14 protein-coding genes, 1 tRNA gene and 4 pseudogenes are annotated in these 16124 nt (G+C 57.2%); 9 read left to right on the top strand and 10 right to left on the bottom strand.

The window, feature by feature from the left end; genetic code table 11:
* The first annotated feature begins 5 nt into the window (after window positions 1-5).
* The 7 genes and pseudogenes from IPK17_RS09705 to IPK17_RS09745 all read left to right on the top strand — a co-directional run bounded on the left by IPK17_RS09705 (window position 6) and on the right by IPK17_RS09745 (window position 7062).
* Window positions 6-1250 (top strand): glycosyltransferase family protein, encoded by a 1245-nt coding sequence (locus IPK17_RS09705; protein ID WP_343417492.1) that lies wholly within the window; start codon window positions 6-8, stop codon window positions 1248-1250.
* A complete protein-coding gene (locus tag IPK17_RS09710) occupies window positions 1225-1857 on the top strand; it encodes a hypothetical protein (RefSeq protein ID WP_343417493.1) in 633 nt (210 codons plus the stop codon). Before IPK17_RS09705 ends, IPK17_RS09710 begins: the two co-directional genes overlap by 26 nt.
* Before the next feature lie 435 nt (window positions 1858-2292).
* Window positions 2293-3246, top strand: a complete 954-nt coding sequence (locus tag IPK17_RS09715) for a LacI family DNA-binding transcriptional regulator (protein ID WP_343417494.1) — start codon at window positions 2293-2295, stop codon at window positions 3244-3246.
* The gene (locus tag IPK17_RS09720) at window positions 3215-3337 is read left to right on the top strand and encodes a substrate-binding domain-containing protein (protein ID WP_343417875.1); all 123 of its coding nucleotides are present in this window, start codon (window positions 3215-3217) and stop codon (window positions 3335-3337) included. Before IPK17_RS09715 ends, IPK17_RS09720 begins: the two co-directional genes overlap by 32 nt.
* A gap of 465 nt (window positions 3338-3802) precedes the next feature.
* Window positions 3803-6148, top strand: a pseudogene (locus IPK17_RS41015) (glycoside hydrolase family 3 N-terminal domain-containing protein).
* 133 nt (window positions 6149-6281) lie between these two features.
* The gene (locus IPK17_RS09740) at window positions 6282-6620 is read left to right on the top strand and encodes a hypothetical protein (RefSeq protein WP_343417498.1); all 339 of its coding nucleotides are present in this window, start codon (window positions 6282-6284) and stop codon (window positions 6618-6620) included.
* A gap of 7 nt (window positions 6621-6627) precedes the next feature.
* Window positions 6628-7062, top strand: a complete 435-nt coding sequence (locus IPK17_RS09745; protein ID WP_343417499.1) for a CPBP family intramembrane glutamic endopeptidase — start codon at window positions 6628-6630, stop codon at window positions 7060-7062.
* A gap of 99 nt (window positions 7063-7161) precedes the next feature.
* On the opposite strand, the pseudogene IPK17_RS41020 reads toward IPK17_RS09745, so the two are convergent.
* The 3 genes and pseudogenes from IPK17_RS41020 to IPK17_RS09755 form a co-directional block, all read right to left on the bottom strand.
* Window positions 7162-7587, bottom strand: a pseudogene (locus IPK17_RS41020) (sensor histidine kinase); the annotation flags it as partial.
* Window positions 7576-9579 (bottom strand): annotated as a pseudogene (locus IPK17_RS09750) (PAS domain-containing protein); the annotation flags it as partial. The pseudogenes IPK17_RS09750 and IPK17_RS41020, both read right to left, overlap by 12 nt.
* Window positions 9580-9954: 375 nt before the next feature.
* Window positions 9955-10083: a hypothetical protein gene (locus IPK17_RS09755; protein ID WP_343417501.1), complete on the bottom strand. Its 129-nt coding sequence runs from the start codon at window positions 10081-10083 to the stop codon at window positions 9955-9957.
* Window positions 10084-10124: 41 nt separating this feature from the next.
* On the opposite strand from IPK17_RS09755, the gene IPK17_RS09760 reads away from it, so the two are divergent.
* Window positions 10125-10292 (top strand): hypothetical protein, encoded by a 168-nt coding sequence (locus IPK17_RS09760; protein ID WP_343417502.1) that lies wholly within the window; start codon window positions 10125-10127, stop codon window positions 10290-10292.
* A gap of 91 nt (window positions 10293-10383) precedes the next feature.
* Here IPK17_RS09760 and IPK17_RS09765 read toward each other — a convergent pair whose 3' ends face one another.
* The 6 genes from IPK17_RS09765 to IPK17_RS09790 form a co-directional block, all read right to left on the bottom strand.
* Window positions 10384-10704 carry an MBL fold metallo-hydrolase gene (locus tag IPK17_RS09765; protein ID WP_343417503.1) on the bottom strand — a complete coding sequence of 107 codons (321 nt, stop codon included), beginning with the start codon at window positions 10702-10704 and terminating at the stop codon, window positions 10384-10386.
* A gap of 259 nt (window positions 10705-10963) precedes the next feature.
* The gene (locus tag IPK17_RS41025; RefSeq protein ID WP_343417504.1) at window positions 10964-12451 is read right to left on the bottom strand and encodes an ABC transporter permease subunit; all 1488 of its coding nucleotides are present in this window, start codon (window positions 12449-12451) and stop codon (window positions 10964-10966) included.
* The gene (locus IPK17_RS09775; RefSeq protein ID WP_343417505.1) at window positions 12426-13373 is read right to left on the bottom strand and encodes an ABC transporter ATP-binding protein; all 948 of its coding nucleotides are present in this window, start codon (window positions 13371-13373) and stop codon (window positions 12426-12428) included. The genes IPK17_RS41025 and IPK17_RS09775 overlap by 26 nt, the downstream gene beginning before the upstream one ends.
* A 226-nt stretch (window positions 13374-13599) precedes the next feature.
* Complete coding sequence (locus IPK17_RS09780; RefSeq protein WP_343417506.1) at window positions 13600-14067, bottom strand: prolipoprotein diacylglyceryl transferase; 468 nt, start codon at window positions 14065-14067, stop codon at window positions 13600-13602.
* Window positions 13998-14477 carry a prolipoprotein diacylglyceryl transferase family protein gene (locus IPK17_RS09785; protein WP_343417507.1) on the bottom strand — a complete coding sequence of 160 codons (480 nt, stop codon included), beginning with the start codon at window positions 14475-14477 and terminating at the stop codon, window positions 13998-14000. The genes IPK17_RS09780 and IPK17_RS09785 overlap by 70 nt, the downstream gene beginning before the upstream one ends.
* Before the next feature lie 8 nt (window positions 14478-14485).
* A complete protein-coding gene (locus tag IPK17_RS09790; protein ID WP_343417508.1) occupies window positions 14486-15016 on the bottom strand; it encodes a CDP-alcohol phosphatidyltransferase family protein in 531 nt (176 codons plus the stop codon).
* A 128-nt stretch (window positions 15017-15144) separates the two neighbouring features.
* On the opposite strand from IPK17_RS09790, the gene IPK17_RS09795 reads away from it, so the two are divergent.
* Window positions 15145-15218 (top strand) — tRNA-Pro (locus IPK17_RS09795).
* Between the two features lie 136 nt (window positions 15219-15354).
* Here the strand turns inward: IPK17_RS09795 and IPK17_RS40465 are convergent.
* Window positions 15355-15996, bottom strand: a pseudogene (locus tag IPK17_RS40465) (TrmH family RNA methyltransferase); the annotation flags it as partial.
* Between the last annotated feature and the right edge of the window lie 128 nt (window positions 15997-16124).

Consider the following 16124-nt stretch of genomic DNA (forward strand, 5'->3'; position numbering starts at 1 on the left):
AAAAAATGGCGAAAATCTCTGAAGCTCGGCATATCGTAACTGGATATTTCAATGACAGTCGTGTGATACGAACACTTCTCGTGGTGATATCGATCACATTGTGTGCAACTGTGGCGCGCCTGCTCACCTTTGATCGCTACTTTCCGTTTGTCGATTACTCGGACGAAGTAGTCTACATCGCGCTGGCTGATGAAGTACGTGGTTTTTCGAATCAAGCTCCGCTGCGCGAACAGTATGGTTCCCTAGCTCCTTTGTATGTGAGTACCAACGTCATCGTGCATAGCATTCATGACGCACTTAAGTCGCACCTGTGGCACATTCCAGGCGAGTATTTGTACTCGATGCACCTCCTGTCGGTGCTGTTCGGTGTATGTACAGCTCTCACTATGACATGGATCGGATGGCAGTTGTCAGGTAGCTTGGCCGCCATTCTAAGCGGCTTAGTCTGGGCGCTCTCTCCAGTTGTGGTCGAATTCAACAGTCTGGCCCTCCCTGATCCAATGTTGTACCTGGCGTGCGCGTTGTCAGTCGCCTCCGCTATTGCTGCATGGCAGCGCAAATCGCTGCGCTTTCTCATGATTTCGTTGGGGTGTGGCATTGCAGCTATCTACCTCAAGTTATGGATTGTCACAGCGATAGTACCCTTCATCATGACGAGTCTCGCGCTGATAGTACGCAATCGACAGAAGTTTCTACTGCGCATCACGCTGCTTTACGGCAGCGCAATATTGTTCGCAATCCATTTCATCATTGTCGTCAATCCGCTTCAGAACACGAATAAAATCAGCGATAACCTATCAAGCGGCAGCTTTTTAGCCAATCTGTTTGATGTTAGCCGCTTACTCAACAACCTTTGGCATATCGCCTACACGATCGACGGAGGTATGGGGCTGTCGTTTGTCATCCTCGCGCTCGGCATCACAGCCTATCTCTACAGCCGGTATAAACGACTGATAATTCCGGATACTGGGTCACTGTGGATAGTCGGCACCTACATCATTGCGACTTGGTGGCTGAGTGCAGGAATTAGCCGTGTCGACCTCGGTACTGCCGGGCGCATGCGCCATATCTTCCCCATTGTCGTTGCATTTGTGCCCTTTTGGTGCGTGTATTTGGAACAGATCGTAGTTGCTGGAAGACAACTGCTCAGACGTAATCTAGGCCAAACGAGTCTGATTCGCTGGGCCGTCGCCGCGTCTGGCCAGTGCCTTGGTGATCGGGTTTGTGCCGGGCAACTTGCAGATTATTGAGCAGTACAGCCGACCACATACCGTCAACCAACTGCTCGACTGGTTTGACACCAACCCGCCCCACGATGGATGGGTGCTGATACCCCAAGGATCACGCTATGAAACGCTGTGGAATCGCTTTTGGGGTGCGTATGTGGGCAGCAAACCCTATGAATGGTGGCTAACACCCATCGACGAAATTCCGCTGAGTTCAACACGCGAGTATTTAGATAGGGATATCCGCTGGTTGGTCGTCAGCGAGCCTGACCTAGAGCGATCTCAGGATCAGCAGCAAGTGCGTGCGTATCTGGACAATTTGTTGTTCGTGAAAAGTATTCAACCGGAGTCCGGTCACATTGATGGGGATGCACTCTATGTTTACCGTATGGAACCACCCCAAGAGCGGGTTAATTTTTCCTTTGGCGAACAGTTTCGCTTAACGGGCTATGATCTCTCGTCGTCGGCTCTACATCCCGGTGGGGAAATCAGCCTGCGTTTGTACTGGAGATTACAGCAAGCCAGCGTTCAAAACCTGTCAATGTTCGTTCACGTGTATAACGCCGAGGTCCTCGCCACTGGTACGCAAAGCATCGTCGCGCAGTGGGACGGAGAGCCGCTGCCGAATTGAAATCGCCCGACCTCCACATGGGGGGATCTGTCTGAAGTCTATTTTGGTGAACCGCTGCAGTTGACCCTACCGGACGAGTTAGTAGCAGGGGATTATGTGCTCGCTATCGGGTTATACGACTATATTACACAGGAGCGGCTTATCGGAGAAAATGGGCTTGTGTACTACAGTATTCCCATCAGTGTCAGCGACTAGCATGGGGACGACGTGATTTTTATGAGCCGGTCTCATTTATACCCTGCAACTTTCTTGACAACGAAATTCATCTATGTTAGTCTCCGGTTGAAAGCGTTTGCAAGATATTTCGCAGGACATTCGAACTCCTTTTTGGGGTCAGGCAAGATATTCTGTGTTTTATAGCGTTTTCTGCAATCGTTTGCAGCACTAGAATGATTCAGCCAGATTGCGCAGCTTTATTCCGGGTCGTTTTCATCAATGAAGTTTCAAAAGAACACCCGCAAAAAATCGCATAGCAGCGTCACCATTGTCGATGTCGCCAAAGAAGCTGGCGTCTCCTACTCGACCGTGTCGCGGGTCTTTTCCGGCTTTGAATTTGTCAACGAAGATACACGGCGCAAAGTGGTGGAAGCCGCCAACCACCTTGGCTATGTGGTGAATCTGCAAGCCCGTTCTCTGGCCGGTGGGCGCTCGAATATCGTCGGGCTGCTTGTGCCGGGCATTGATAACGGCTACATCAGTGAAATCGTCAAGGGAATCGATCAGGAACTGGCGAATTCACAGTATGACCTGATGCTGTATACCACTCACCGCTATGCGGGCAAGGAAGCCTACTACGTCAAAATGATTGCGAACGGGCTGGTCGATGGCTTACTGTTGATCGTACCGCTCGTCACTGAAAACTACCTTCAAGCCCTCCCCACTCAGGATTTCCCCTATGTCCTCGTTGATCAGGCAGACAGTGAGCGCCCCAGCACCACTGTTGATGTGACCAACTGGCAAGGCGCGTATGAGGCAACCAGTTATTTAATCGGTCTCGGCCACAAACGCATAGGTTTCATCACGGGTATACCGCAGTTGAGCAGTTCGACCGAACGCCTCGACGGGTATCGCGCTGCTTTAGAGCATCACCGAATTCCCGTTAACCCAGACCTCATCATCGAAGGTAATTACGAGACCAAAGGCGGCTATCTCAGCATGCTCCGCCTGCTAAATCTACCCATTCGACCGACGGCCGTGTTCGCAGCGAACGACCTCTCGGCTTTCGGCGCGCTGGAGGCGATCCGGGAACGTGGTCTAGAAATCCCGCGGGATGTGTCCGTCATTGGCTTCGACGACATCCCAGAAGCATCCATTGTGTACCCCAAATTGACAACGATCCGGCAGCCGCTCATTCCAGATTGGGCAGGTCGCCGTCCGCCTTCTCCTTGAAAAGCTCGATGACCCGGAGAAGGAAGCCCGGCGCGTGACGCTCGCAACCGAGCTCGTCATCCGCGACTCGTGTGCTCCACCTAGAGAGTGAACGAAACAAGCGAAAGGAGCATGAGCACAAACGATTTTTCTTGTACCTGGGCTGCAAACGTTTGCAATTAATGAAAAGCTATTTGAGACAAACCTGCACGTTCGCAAAAGCCTAGGATTGCTCGCCGTCATTGATAAGATACGGCGTATATTGAGGGATGCGGTATACTTGGTTTCTTCTGGTACCTGCTGTTCCCGCTCACGCGTCTGGCGCTCGGTGCGATCATCGTGCTGCAAACGACTGTGTCATGAAATGTGTATTTCCTGTCGCTCCTCGTCTTCACCGATGCCTCCAAGCAACCGCTCACGCTCGGCACTATGGTATTTCAGGGTCAGTATCGTTCGAACTGGAATCGCATAAGGACGTTTGTGTCGCTGCTGGTCCCGGCGATTCTATTTTCTATCTTCACGCAGCGGTAGATCGTCACTGGCTTGACCGGCGGCGAACTCAAAGGATAACAAGGTCATGCTTCGGGGGTCCCTTCCATATCAAGATTCAACTCGTTCTATCGATGAGCGCAGTGCCGACTTGCTGGGGCGCATGACGCTCACCGAAAAAGTCGCGCAGTTGGGCAGCTGCTGGGTCTATGAACTGATCGACAACATCACCTTCGCGCCGGAAAAAGCCGCGCCGAAACTCCAACTTGGCGTCGGTCACATCACCCGCATCGGCGGCGCCAGCAACGTCAACCCGCAGGGAAAGCGCCGAGGTCGCTAACGCGATTCAAAAATGGTTGATCGCGCACACCCGTCTGGGAATTCCTGCCATCGTGCATGAGGAATGCTGCTCCGGTTACATGGCGAAGGGCGCAACCGTCTTTCCGCAAGCCATCGGCGTGGCAAGTACCTGGCAACCCGAATTGGTCGAAGCGATGGCTGATGTCATTCGCCTGCAGATGCGCGCCGTTGGCGGGCATCACGCGCTTGCCCCAGTGCTCGATGTCACCCGGGACGCCCGCTGGGGACGCGTCGAAGAAACGTTCGGCGAAGATCCATATCTCGTCTCACAAATGGGCAGCGCCTACGTGCGTGGGATCCAGGGACGTTCGCTCGCCGATGGTGTCATCGCCACAGGCAAGCATTTCGTCGGCTATGGCATGACCGAAGGCGGCATGAACTGGTCGCCCGCGCACCTCACCGCGCGCGAACTGCGCGACACCTACTTGCTGCCGTTTGAAGCGGCTATCCGCGAAGCCGGACTCGCCTCAATCATGAACGGCTACCATGAACTCGACGGCATCCCCTGCGGCGCGAACAAGTGGCTGCTCACGGATGTACTGCGCGGCGATTGGGGCTTTGAAGGCACGGTCGTGTCCGATTATTTCGCCGTTGCCCAGCTTCAGGATTACCACCGGATCGCGGCGGATCGCGTCGAAGCGGCCCATCTCGCGCTCGAGGCCGGAATCGATGTCGAGCTGCCGTCCACCGACGCCTACAACGACGGATTGGTCAAGGCGGTCGAGGCCGGGCGCGTCCCGCTGGCACTGATTGATCAGGCCGTGCTGCGCCTGCTGCGCCAGAAATTTGAACTCGGACTATTCGAGACGCCCTACGTCGATTCCGCGTCGGTGCAGTTCGATACCCCCGATCAGCAGATGCTGGCACACACCATTGCCGTGCAGTCGCTGGTGCTGCTGCGCAACGAAGGCAATCTGCTGCCGCTCCCAAGACGCTCCGCTCGATCGCCGTGATTGGCCCCAATGCCGATAATCTGCGCAATCTGTTCGGGGATTACTCCTATCCAGCGCACATGGAAACCCTGCTGGAAATGATGCACAAGAAAAACGTGTTCAACATGCCGACCGCCACGGGCATTGATGCCGGCGCCGACTTCATTGAGACGCAAAGCGTGTATACGGCCATCCACTCCGCCGATGACCTCGACTGCGAGATCCTGTACGCTCAGGGCTGCGCCGTGCGTGACACCTCCACAGCAGGGTTTGCGGCGGCCGTCGAAACGGCGCGCAAAGCCGATGTGGCGATCCTAGTGGTCGGCGATAAGGGCGGCCTCACCGACGATGCAACTTCCGGCGAAGCGCGCGATCGCGCCGTGCTCGATCTGCCCGGCGTCCAGGCGGATCTTGTCAAGGCGGTCTATGAGACAGGTACGCCCGTCGTACTCGTGCTGATCAATGGTCGCCCGATCACCCTCGGCTGGATGGCGGAAAAAATCCCGGCGATTCTCGAATGTTGGTTTCCTTCGGAAGCAGGCGCCGCCGCAATCAAAGATGTGCTGTTCGGCGATGCCAACCCCGGCGGCAAGCTGCCGATCAGCTTCCCGCGGGCGGTCGGTCAAATCCCGGTCTTCTACAGTCACCGTCCGTCGGGCGGGCGCTCCAATTGGAAGAATGACTATGTCGAAACCCCCACGTCGCCGCTGTATCCGTTCGGCTACGGTCTGAGCTATACAACGTTCGCGCTGGCCAATCTCAACGTCAGCGCGACAGCTCAGGCAAACGAAACGTTCACCGTGCAAGTCGATGTGACCAATACGGGTTCCCGCGCGGGCGATGAAGTGGTGCAAGTCTACACGCATCAACTCGTGAGCGGTATCACCCGCCCATTGAAGGAACTCAAAGCCTTCCAGCGTGTCCAGCTTGAGCCGGGACAAACCCGCACGGTGACGTTCACCTTGCCCGTGAATCTGCTGGCGTTCGTCAACGCGGCGGATCAACTGGTTGTCGCGCCCGGAGCAGTCGATATCATGGTCGGCACCTCCTCCGCAGATTTGCCGCTGCGCGGCAGCGTAACGCTGACCGGAGACGTCACCCCCGTGCAGCGTGCCTTCACCGCCACGGCACAGGTCAGTTAGCCAGCAATCTGCCCCAGTCACGAACAGTCCGTCTAGGCGCCTAGACGGACTGTTTTGTTTACCCCTGTAAGCGCTAGAACTTTCTCCTCCCGGCTGCGTATAGCTGGTTATGGGGCAAACGCCGGAGCGCTGTATGAACACCAATAAGCCATCGCGCATCTCCCTTCCGCTGTTCTTCGGGGTGATTCTTGGGCTCTCGATTCCTTTCTGGGTGGCAGGCGCGCTTGTGCGGCCTAACGACCTACCGATCCAGCTCCCGATCAGCGCGCTCATGGCCTTCAATCCCGCCATCGCCGCGATCATTCTCGTATGGCGGACGGACGGTCGAGCGGGTGTCAGCCGTCTCCTCAGGCGCGCTGTCGCTTACGACAGCGTTCGTCCACGTTTCTGGCATATTGTGCTTATCCTGCTCATGCCGGGTCTCATCGGGTTAGCTTACGGAGCAGCGGTGCTGCTCGGCAGCGGCACCTGATCCAAGCGTGCCCATCACCGCGCTGCCGATCATGAGCGTCATCTTCTTCGTGGCGGCCGTGGGTGAAGAAATCGGCTGGCAAGGCTACGCCTTCGAGCCGCTGCGCACCAAATGGGGGATGTGGGGCGCGGGGCTGGGGTTAGGGGTGGTCTGGGCGGTGTGGCACATCGTCCCCTTTATCCAAACCCACAACCCGATCTGGTGGATCGTCTGGCAGTGTGTGTATACGGTCACCTTCCGCATGATCATTGGCTGGGGGTACACACGCACGGGGAACAGCATCTTCGCGGCGGTGATGCTCCATGCTACCTCGAATGTCGCAGCGTTCATGACGCCGAATTATGGCTCAGGCTACAACCCATTGTTGGCGGCCCTGTTTGTCAGCGGGTTCATGGTGGTCATCCGCCTTACAACGCGGCGAACGCTCAATGCGATTGCGTAGAAACCACCCACCGAGGCGCTTACAGCAAACCGCTGCACGGTAAGCGGACAGTAAAAGTGCTGCCCTCCCCGACTTTGCTCGTCGCGCTGACTGTACCTTGTGCAGTTCCACAATTTCCTTGACAATCGCCAAGCCTAACCCCGTCCCGCTGGACTGCGTCTTACGCGCGCGGTCGGTGCGGTAGAAACGTTCGAAGATGCGCGGTAGATCCTCCGGCGGCACGCCCATCCCCTGATCCCCCACGCGAAACACAGCCGAGTCGCCCTCCAGCTGCGTCTGGATGTAAATGTCTTTGCCATCCGGTGTGTAATTGACCGCATTCGAGATCAGATTCACCAGCGCCCGTTCGATCTGGCGGCCATCGATCAACAGCGGTGGCAGATTCTCATCCATCGAGAGCGTGAGCGTTTGCTGCTTGCTGATCGCCACGGGCTCGTAGGTGTCAAACACGCGGCGCACCACGCGATTCAAATCATCGGCGGCGGGCGTCAGCGTTAGCTCTCCGCGATCTAGCTGCGACAACATGCGCAGGTCGGCCAGCAGATTCCGGAGGTGCTGCACCTGGTTTTCCAGTGCCCGCACATGCTCATCGACTTTTTCCGGCGCGCGCCGCAGCAAATACAGACGCGTCGTCAGCCCCATGATCGGGGTCGCCATGTCGTGCAGTGCATCCTGCACAAAACGCGCTTTGAAACGTTCGATTTCTTTCAGGTTGGTGATATCATGCGCGCTGACCAGCAAACCATTCTGCCCCGATTCGTCGGCCAGCTCGACCGGGATGAACGCCAGATCAAAATCGCGTTCGCGGCCATCCTGCGCCAGAATCTGTGTTTCAACGCGCAGAGGTTCTTGTTCCTGCAGCGCCCGGATGAGGGCGTTCCCCACCGCCGCCCGATGCGAATCATCTGCCAGCACCCACAAAATGCGCTCGATACAGTCTGAAACCTGATCGCCAAACATCGAGACAAAGGCAGGGTTCATCGTCTTGATGTCGCCATTGGACTGAATGAGGGCGATCGCGTCGGTCGAGTGGTTAAGGACGATCTCGATCTGTTCTTTGGTGCTGCGCAGCTGCGCGGTGCGGGCCTCGACAAGTTGTTCGAGATGCGCAGCGTACTGCTGCAATTCCGCCTCCAGCCGCTTCTGTTCGCTGATGTTTTGCGCCGCTCCGTAAAAACGGACAACCCGCCCCGTTTCATCCCGCTCCACCTGCCGCCGGATATAGATCCAGCGGTGTTCGCCTTCCTGCGTGATGATGCGATACTCGCCCGAAATCGGGTTCCCACGTACGGTTTCCTCAACATCGTGTCGCGCCCGCCCGCCATCGTCCGGGTGATAGATGGCGTAGGCGGGATCGATGTCTTTCTTCTCGTAGCCCGTCACGCGGCGAAAAGAGTCTTCCGTCAACCAGTCCGGGTAGTAACTGCCATCGGGATCGACTCTATAGGCATAGGCATAGTCGGAAATGATGCTGCTAATGGCTCGATACCGTTGTTCACTCTGGCGCAGCGCTTCTTCGGCCAGTTTGCGCTCCGTGATATCCTGCACCGCGCCGTTAATGCCGATCATGCGGTTGGCCTGGTCATCCCACATGGGATTCGCATAGACCCGCACCCACCGGATTGCACCGTCTTTCGCGATAATGCGGATTTCGCTTACAACCCGCTGATTCTCGTGAAGGCGGGCCATATCTTCCACATCCTGTTTCACATCGTCAGGATGCACAATCGACGGCCAACCGCCGCGTGCGACATATTCCGTTTGGGAATAGCCCGTAATCACTTCGAAAGCGCCGCCCAGAAGGACAGGCTCCACCGACCGATCCGCAGCCACCCGCGTTTGGAAGGTGTAATCCGAAACGGTACTCGTGATGAGGCGAAAGCGTTCTTCACTCTCCCGTAAGGCGAATTCCAACTTTTTCCGCTCGTCGAGTTCGGCGATGGCGTGCTGCAGCGCCCCATTCAGGCGCATAGACAAAGCGTAGCTGAACAACGTGATGATCGTGATGATCAAGCTGTGGGTCAACCAGGCAGTCATTGGCGTGCCAATTGGTGGCGGCAACCTGCCGGCTTGCATCAGCAACCCCATGCCCAATCCAACGAGGATCGACAAGACCGTGACCACACCCGCTGCGCGCCAGCCGCTCAACCATGCCGTCAGGATGATGACGACCAGATACACACCGTAATACGCTGCCAGCGTCCCACCCGCCGTCGCCGCAATCACGGTCGCCAAGAGGAAGATACTGCCGACAAACACATACTGTGCCACCCAGTAATAGCGCGTCCGAACCAGCACCAGGCAGATCACCGAGACCAAGCCAAAGGCGACACCAAAAAGCAGACGATCCGAACGACCCGGAGCGAAGACCGTCCACAGAGTTAGATAAGTGACCAGAATTGGCGTGCTGATCAGCAGCAGCGCGCCAAATACCTGACGTGTACGGACTGCTGAGTCTTTGTTCGACAGAGGTGCTTCTGTCAGGTGTCGAATGCTCTCGGAGACGAGCCGTCTCATATATCCTCATTCGCGCTGTCAGAAAATCATGATTGTTTCTATTGTATAGTGCAACTCACGAGGAGTGAATATAACTTTTTCTGGTTTTAGTCTGTAATACAACCAATTCAGCAAAAATTAACGCTCTTCATGTTGGGTTAGCCGCCTCACTGAGCGGCGGATTGTACTGTGTCCGGCGCTCCTGAAGTTCGACTTGTGCCCGATGCCGGAGCGTCGAAAGCACTTACGGGTGCGACGTTTGATGGGCGCGGATGTCCGGCATCCAACGCTAAACTAATCCTTTGGCAGGCTACTTTTGATTAAAGTGTAACCCCAAAAGATTGTCTTCTCAATTAATTCTCCACTTTACACGTCAAGACGGGTGTCAACCAACGTTCAGAATTCGTACTCGTCGAAGTCCTCGCACAGGTGAATCGGCCCATCGTAGGTAGTGCGCGCTTCGGCGACCAGCGGCGTCGGGTCGGTATTCCACACCTGATAGTGGATCAAGTACAGCGATTTCACGCGCGCCTCACTGGCAATTTCCCCGGCGAGCAGCGCTCCGAATGCCCGAAGCCCTGCCCTGCCGCCTCGTGGATCAGCAGATCGGCATCGCGCGCCAGATCGAGCAGCAGGGGATCGGTTCGGTGTCGCAGGAATACGCCAGCACCTTGCCATTGCGTTTGTTCTCGATGCGCAAACCGATTGTCGGAATAAAGTGTTTGGTCGGGTAAGCAAAATCCGGAAGTCGTCGTTATCAAGGACCGGGGCGTTATTTCTTTCGAGAATGCGATGAAGGTGACCGGGAAGAAGTTCAGCCAGGTATCACGCAAAGAACATCATCATGTCTTCGACGCGGTTGACGCAGTGATTCAGCCCGTAAATGCGCAGCGGCGCTTTGCGCCCAAGCAGCCACATATGCATCAGCATATTGGGCACGCCTGAGACATGGTCAGGGTGAAAATGCGTGAGGATCATATCTTGCAGCGTATCATCGCTGATGCCGAGCTTATGGATTTTACCGAGCGGGTTGGAACCACAATCCACCAAAATCGGCGTCGATTCACCTTCTAGTATGAAGTGGGTATTGTCGTGCTCCGCGTCTGAAACCGCCGCCGCTGACCCCAAGCTGATGATACGCGCCATGTTCGCCCCAACGCTCGATTGATGTCCCACCCTAAGTATAGTACAGGTGTGCAGACATGAGTACTGCGTACCGCGAAAGATCCTAAAGTCGAGGATTTGTGTTGGATTCGGGCTGCATCGGGTCGATGTCTAGGTCGGCCGTGTGCGCTGCGCGCTGAAGGTGCATAAGTTGCGAAAATCCCTAGGAGCACACGACTGTGCGCTCCTAAAGATCAATTTCTTGGTCGCCGAGGTTATCCGCCGAGGACTGCGCGTACGATCACCGGTGTAAGGTTAGCTTCGAGGGAAGGCGGCGATCAGCAGACCGGGCAGGATCAACCCGAGCGCGATCTTGACCGTATCGCCCAACGTGACCGTCCACGCGTGGCCGACCGTATAACCGCGCGGCGGGCGCGTGATGACCGCACCGAGGCGCAGCGCCGCCGCGGTCGCCAGCACAATCACCGGAATCTCGACGATCCCATGCGGGATGATCGCCGCCAGCATAAACGACGGATTGTAGCCCGCAAGGATCACTTGACTGAGGACGTAACCGAGCACAACATACACCAGCGGCGTGAGGATCACTGCGGCCGCGCCGAATGTAAACATGGCGAGCAGCGCCGCCGCTAGCAGAATCCGCGCGTTCTGCCACGCGATCGCCATAATGGCGTTTTCGCCGAAAAGAGATCCGAATAGGGATGTTAATCGACCCGGCCACGGAGTTCAGCGGCATGTTTTGCGGCAGATTTAGGTTCCATTCGGGCAGGAAGCCGATGACCACACCCCCCACAAACGCCAGCACAAACACGCCGATCGTGATCGGCAGGGCGTAACCGAGCCGCTTCACGCTCAGGCGCACGCCCTTACGATACCAATCCACAAGGTTGCGCGCCGGTGTTCCCGCTTCATCGACCGCTAAGATGTAGCGCACGATCTTGCGCAGCGTTGACCGCAGATTGAGCAGATCAATGGTGCGACCAAGCAGTTCTTCCCGGTTAAAGATCGCATTGCCGACGCGCAGCAGCAGGATAATCACGACCAGCATCCCGGCGATGATCGCCCACATCGCGCCGATCCCGTTGGGTGAGTCGGCGTCTGGCGCGAGGAACATGATCGCGCTCTCCCCCTGAATGACCAGCGTCATCGGGATAATGATGAAGCTCGCCAGCAGGTTCGCGGCCCGCGTGCTGGTCGTTTGACTGCTGACTACCACTGCCCCGGTGATCATGACCAGCGCCTGCACCGTCGTGACCAGAATGATCTGCACAATGAGCATCGCCGGCGGACGCCATTCCAACTCGCCAAACAACAGGCTGACCAGATACACCGTCATCCCACCGTAGCTGGAGATCAGCGGCGGCAGCATGGCCGAGAGCGTCTTGCCGATATACAGCTCGGTGTTGGTGAGCGGCGTACTGAGCAGCGGCTCCAGGCTGCGGCGTTCTTTCTCCCCGACGAACGTTTCCAGCGCGATCACCAATGAAATGGAAATCGGGAAGAAGCCGACGATCATCAGCAGGAAGGGGATCATCCGCGCGCCGATGATCTGCGCGCCGAAGCCTTCCACAAACCCGGCGAAGCGCCCCGCAACAAACTGGGCGAGGAACGGAAACAGAAAGGTCAGAATGACGATCGGCGAAATGATGCGCCAGTCGCGTAAGCTGTCGCGCACCTCGCGCCGGGTGATGATCAAGGCATTGGCGATGGTTGTGCGCCATCCGCTCTCTGGCTGACGCTCGTTAACGTTGATTACCTTCACGGCCATGCTGCTGTTCATCCTCTTCAACAACTTGCAAATAGATTTGTTCCAGGCTTTGCGAGATGGGCGCGAGCGTGACGACATTCACGCCCAGATCCAGCACGCGGCGCAGGAGCAAGGAATTGGTTACGTTGGGTTCACGCACGCGGAAGGTGACCCAGCTGGCGCCGCTCTCTTCCACGTTGACCAGATCACCGATATCTTTCGCCAAACCATTCACCTGCCCCGTGACGCGCAGTTCCATCAGCGGATCGCCCGCGATGCGCCGCGACAATTCTTCGAGGTTGCCCTGCGCGATAATGCGCCCATGCCGGATAATGCCGATCTGGTCGGCAAGGGCCTGCGCCTCGGTCAGGTTATGCGTCGTGATCAGGAAGGTGCGGTCATCGTGCCCCAATTCGACAATTGCATCACGCACCATTTTGGCGCTCTGCGGGTCCATCGCCGAAGTCGGCTCGTCGAGCAGCAGCACCGGCGGATCGTGCAGCATGGCGCGCACCAGTGCGAGCTTCTGCTTCATCCCTTTGGAATATTCGCCGAGCGTCTTCTTGAGGGCAAAGCTCAACCCGAAACGCTCCATCAGGTCAAACGACCGTTTGCGCCGCACTTCGAGCGGCATGTGGTACACCTGCCCGAAAAAGTCGAGATACTCAATTGCCTTCATACGTTCATAGAGGCCGTGCTGCTCGGTGAGCACGCCAACATGCGCGCGCACTTGTTCTGGCTGCTGGCTCACATCATACCCGGCGATTTTCGCCCACCCGGAGGATGGCGCCAGAATCGAGGTCAGCATCCGGACGGTCGTCGTTTTGCCAGCGCCATTGGGACCTAACAGCGCCAGCACCGACCCCGACGGGACGTTGAGATTCACCCCGTCAACGGCGAGGAAATCATCGTAGAACTTGGTCAGATTTTGCGATTCGATCATGTATGTCATCTTCGGCTAGCCCACACCATGACCGATTATCGCACACTTGCCAGCCGTCAGACACAAAGGAAGGTTGATAACGTAAATCTAGACGATTGTCACGGGGGTTACTACAGGGGAATCGGAGGGACGCGATTCATGACATCCGCTTGCCTGACCCCGACAAACGGACGCGATAAATCGCGTCCCGACAGTCCCACGTTCGCCGCGGTTAGCTATTAAATTACTACTGCTTGACCGGCTGTTCCGTGACCTGAGCGGCCGTCGGTTGGTTGCGGCGCAGCACATACACCGCCAGCGCGATCACGAACACCAGCACCACCATCGCCTGCGACGAATTGATCGTCGTGCCCGCGATGTAGGCGATATCCGCACGCAGGAATTCGAGGAAGAACCGAATCACAGCGTAACCCATCAGATAGATCAGGAAGAAATCGCCGTAACGGAACTGCTTGCGCCGCCGCGTGAACAGATTGAGCAGCACGACGAACAAGACAATATTCAGCAGCATTTCGTACAGAAACAGCGGGTGGAAACGCGTATCAGCTACGGGGTAATCAACGAGACTCTTATACGGCGCGACACGCTTGGCCGCGTCGATGGTGATGCCCCACGGGAGCGTGGTCACCGTACCGTACAGTTCCTGGTTGACGTAGTTGGCAATGCGCCCAATCGCCTGACCGAGCGGCAGCACGATGCCCGCAATGTCGAGCCACGCCCCACCGGCAGCTTATTGCGCCGCATATACACATACGCGCCGAGACCGCCGCCCAGCACGGCGCCGAAGATGCTCAGCCCGCCGCTCCAAATCGCGATGGCGCCGTTCTGCGTATTAAAGAAGTTCTGGAAGAACCACGCGGTATCCATCCCCTGAGCGAGCAGTTCCCGGCTCGGGGTGAAGATGAACCACAGACGCGACAGGATGATCGCCGGGATGATCGCCCAGGTGAGCGCCCCCCACACATGATCGGGATCACGCCCGTCACGCTTTGCCAGACGCGCGGCCACGGTTGCTGCAATCAGCATAGCCACGACAATGATGATGCCGTAGTAACGAATTTGCAGCGTGTTAAACAGGACGATATGTTCGGATTGGAACTCCATGATCAGCCTCAGTTTTTGTCAAGATGTCTATAAACGTATAAAAGACGCTGCACACCCGTGATATTCGTGCCCACTGCCAATACCCAGAGCATGGGGATAAGCAGCGGCGGAACGAGCAGCATCAAGAGCAGCGCCACAACTCGCTCAAACCGCGAGAACAAGCCGATTTTAACTGACAGGTCAGCCTCTCCTGCCCGTGCGCGGACATAGCTTACCACAAAACTGCCGACAAGGGATGCCAGACTTAGGAGAAAATAGCCATACTGATCCTGCACGGCGAAGTAGTAGGCCAGCCCGCCAAAAATCAGGCCGTCAGCGTAGCGATCCAGCGTGGAATCGAGCACCGCGCCGCGCCGATCTGTGCGCTGCATCGCCCGTGCGACCGCCCCATCAAGCGCGTCGAGCGGCAAGCTGATCACCAGCAGCACGCCGCCGATTTGCAGTTGCCCGACCGCGATGAAATACCCGCCGATTGCCACTACGACCAAGCCGATGATCGTAATCACGTCCGGGTGCACGCCCATCCGATGGACTGCCATCCCGGCGGCGCTGGTCAGCCGCCGGTCACGCCGCGGATGCGGTCGGTTAATGTCACAGGATTTTGCTTCATTGTGTCAACTCACTCTTGCCATTCTGCCGTGTGTCCAGTAGACTAAATCCCATTCGACGGGGCGTAGCGCAGCTTGGTAGCGCGCAGCGATCGGGACGCTGAGGTCGTGAGTTCAAATCTCGCCGCCCCGACACGATGTAAGGACGATGCATTTGCATCGTCCTTATTTCTCCCACCGGCGGCTGATCTTTGCCGCATCAGTTCGAACGCCATCACCGCCGAGGCGGCGGTCGTGCCCAGCGACTGCTCGAAGCGCCGCCCGTAGGGAATGCTCAGCCGCACATCGGCGGCGTCCGCAAACGAACGCGTGATCCCGCGCTTCTCCCCGATTACCACAAACAGCCCACCGCGTAAATCAGCATCGTAGATCGATATCGCACGCTCTTTGTCGGCCACGGCGACTTTCAGCCCATGCCCGCGGAGCACATCGGCGGCCGCTTGCGTCGTCTCCGCGACCGCCGTGGGCATCCACTCCGACGCGCCCGCCGACGAGCGCGCGACTACGCCCGCCGCACTCATCCAGTTGCGCGGCCGCACCACCAGCCCATCCGCGCCCGCTGCATAAAAAGCCCGCACCGCCTGCCCGAAATTGAATGGGTCCTCCACGCCATCCAGCATGACGATCAGCGGATTGGCTTTCCCGGCGATCAGCTGATCGAGCGGCACGAAGCGCCGATCCCCGACGAACGCGATCACGCCGCCGTGCGTTTTACCCTGCGCCTGCCCATCAATCTCATCCGGTGCGACGCGCTCGATGGGAATCTGCTCACGCTCCGCCAGCCGCGCCAACCGACCCAGATCGCGATCGTGCTCGCCGCGCCGGAGCAAAAGGCGGTGCACGGGTCGGCTGTTCGCGCGGATCGCCGCCTCAATCGAGATGATACCTTCGAGAATTGCTTGTTCGCTCATAGTGATATCCTTCAGCGTCGCGGATTATAGCCGCATCTCCCCCATTCATGCGACCCGTGGGTGCATTGGCCATCTGAATTTACACCTTCTATCCTATTCACAACCTAACATTTGACATTACAATGAGC

The organism is Candidatus Flexifilum breve (assembly GCF_016713355.1).